The organism is Bifidobacterium sp. W8114, from assembly GCF_016101165.1.
Taxonomy (GTDB): Bacteria; Actinomycetota; Actinomycetes; order Actinomycetales; family Bifidobacteriaceae; genus Bombiscardovia; species Bombiscardovia asteroides.
Map to the genome: position 1 here is coordinate 1 of NZ_JACFRA010000015.1, position 2,672 is coordinate 2,672.

The following is a 2,672-nucleotide window of genomic DNA, read 5'->3' on the forward strand; positions in this document are numbered from 1 at the left end:
AGTCAGATACCCCAACACCACACTCTGACCAACACACAACCAAACCCACACACAGAACCTAAAACAACGCGTTTAGTTCCTATAGCCCCTGATGCCGGAGAGACCGTTCTGTATCAGCATAGAGGCTAGATTGGCTGAGCTCTGATAAGGATGCGAAGGGTAAGGAATACGAGCGGTGTCCATCTCAGTTACACCCCTTTAGATAAAAAAGTGCCGCCCTAGTGTGCATATCATATAAATATGATAGAGGCAGTGGCGGCTTCTAACAAGCTTTAATATACTCGGGATATCAGTTAGAAAGCTTCATCAAGATAAAGCTTCACAATATAAACACATTTCTTATCGGATGGTCTTTCTTCTATCATGAGCTACTGCAGATCACCCTTCAATCGGCAAACATAAAACTGGTCGGCTCGGCCGGGGTTGTGGTCATCGGCGGCTGCGCCTTGATGTCTGGCCGCCGCTGTCGCACGCCTGCGGCGTGCTGCTGAAGGGGTTGGGAATGTGGTGTTTGTGCCGCCCCCTTCCATTCTGGCCCGGGCCGCTGCGACTCAAGCCCCGAGCGTCTCCGCCCACACCCCGCTCCGGCCGAGGGGGCCGAACAGCATGCCCCCTCGGCCTCCGGGGGAGTGTTCGGATCCACGCGGGGGCTTGACTCTCCGCTATACCCGGGCCGCCATTCCAGGCGTCGGCACAAACAGTCCCGGCACCAAGGAAAGGAACACCCATGAACACCACAACCAGCCTCCAGGACGACGTCAAGCAACTGAGCCAGGACCCCCAACTCATGCTCACCGCAGGCCGACAGGCCCTCGACAGCATCATGCGCATACTCGACGGCACCCACCAGCCCGAAGCCATAGGACACGACCGGCTCACCCGCATGGCCGCGCTGATAGAAACCTCACTGCCGCACCGCGACGCGCTCCTGGTCGCCGCCATCAACCCCGACACCACCCGAGACGACCTGACCACCATCACCGAACAACCCCACGACCCCGCCGCCGTCAAACTCATCTTCACCAGCCTCACCACCTGCTTCGAAGGCCGGACCCCCGTCAACCAGGAACGCGCCGACAGAGCCTACAACCTCTTCGACCAGCTCACCGCCGCCGTCGGCCCCACCCCACACCTCAGCGCCTCCAGAGCCTACCTGGCCTGGGCCGCCCGCGACCCCGACCAAGCCAGCTCATACATGGTCCAAGCCCTCACCCTCGACCGAACCAACAACCTCGCAGCGCTCATCGCCCTGGCCCTCAGTAAGAACATCAACCCCACCGACGACTAACACCACACACAACCAAACCGAAGAGGTCTCCTCCCAAACCAAGGAGGAGACCTCTCCGCGTCCGATGCGTTTCTCCCGCCCCATAAAAGGGGCACTCGAATCCGCTTCATTCCCTAGGAATGATCGTTGTTTAGATTAATCATGCTTGTCTGCAGCATCAACGGCATGAATGACGAGTAGGGAGATGAGAATGGTGAGAACCTCAGTTATCAAAGATGAGAGCGCCATGGCTTCCCACCTGCTGAAGGCCAAGGCCATCAACCCCATGAGAAACACAAAACTCACAACTTCGCTAACAAGCTTCTTCAAGACCTTGTGACTGCTCATGCTAAACAACACATCCACCAACGCATCAGTTATGTAGGTACCAAAGAACCACAACAGAAAGATAACGATGGTACCCAAAACCCCACGCCACCCATGCACCCAGGAACGAACGCCACCGAAAGGGAGCAAGCGATAAGTGACACCAATGCCGACCGCAAAAGGAAAGACAAAACCCAACAACACAGTTCCGAAAAAACCAACACCGGTAATCGCATCCGAAACCGTTACATGGTCTGATCGTCCACGGTCACTCATCGCTCACCCCTCTCTCCATGAATCAGAGGAACAAATCAACCCATGTCGCCGTGTATTCAGCAATATCGTAAGGGATGCCCAGCTGCATCAAACCTGAGACGATAGCGGCATGAGTCCAGACGCCGGTGGCTTCCAGGAAGTCTGCAATCCGACCGGCCCACGGAGCAATCTTGGCAGGAAGCTTGGAACCTCCCCAGCGCAGAAGCTTAATGACAGCTTTCTTGGCGATCGTCGTAGCCCAATTCCTCGATTGGAAGCCATTACCGGCAGTGCCATCATGCATCGAGAATGCATACTCGGTCAGGATGCCAGCACCTTCATAATCACCGTTTTCCCATGCGGTATCCGCTATCTCCAGCACATCCCTCGGAGTCAGCGAATCGGTGACTTGACTCACGATAGATGTCGAAGCGGTATCCACAGGCTCTGCAGCCATCGCCTGACTGGGAACCATGGCGACTCCCATAGACAGCGCAAGTGGAACAGCAACGCTGGCGAGCAACCTACTTTTGATAGTGTTCAGAGCTTTCATCATAAGCCCCTTTCCGTTTGTTGAGTCAATTCATCCTTGATAACCAATAACGAAGTCAGCGGTGACAGCCATGGCACCTCTGACAACCCAGCTAAAACTGGAATACTGCACTGATAGATAGGCCTAACTATCATTCTTGAGTTATTACATCAACGGTGACAGTAGCACCACCGTTACACCATCATAGGGCTATAGGAACTAAACGCGTTGTTTATGTTGGGGGTTTGGCCTTGTGGCTGTAAGCGTGTTGGGTGGTTGTTAATAGGTCGG

At 54.9% G+C, this 2,672-nt stretch carries 3 protein-coding genes; 1 reads left to right on the forward strand and 2 read right to left on the reverse strand.

The features are described from left to right. Window positions 1-727: 727 nt before the first annotated feature. Window positions 728-1,288 carry a hypothetical protein gene (locus tag H3T89_RS08780; RefSeq protein ID WP_015022034.1) on the forward strand — a complete coding sequence of 187 codons (561 nt, stop codon included), beginning with the start codon at window positions 728-730 and terminating at the stop codon, window positions 1,286-1,288. Between the two features lie 135 nt (window positions 1,289-1,423). Here H3T89_RS08780 and H3T89_RS08785 read toward each other — a convergent pair whose 3' ends face one another. After that, window positions 1,424-1,870 (reverse strand): hypothetical protein, encoded by a 447-nt coding sequence (locus tag H3T89_RS08785; protein WP_015022033.1) that lies wholly within the window; start codon window positions 1,868-1,870, stop codon window positions 1,424-1,426. A 22-nt stretch (window positions 1,871-1,892) separates the two neighbouring features. Then, complete coding sequence (locus H3T89_RS08790) at window positions 1,893-2,405, reverse strand: hypothetical protein (RefSeq protein WP_045925197.1); 513 nt, start codon at window positions 2,403-2,405, stop codon at window positions 1,893-1,895. Window positions 2,406-2,672 lie beyond the last annotated feature (267 nt).

Excerpts from the sequence above, each read along its gene's own strand:
- H3T89_RS08780 (WP_015022034.1), top strand. The coding sequence starts at position 728 with ATGAACACCACAACCAGCCTCCAGGACGACGTCAAGCAACTGAGCCAG.
- H3T89_RS08785 (WP_015022033.1), bottom strand. The coding sequence starts at position 1,870 with ATGAGTGACCGTGGACGATCAGACCATGTAACGGTTTCGGATGCGATT.
- H3T89_RS08790 (WP_045925197.1), bottom strand. The coding sequence starts at position 2,405 with ATGATGAAAGCTCTGAACACTATCAAAAGTAGGTTGCTCGCCAGCGTT.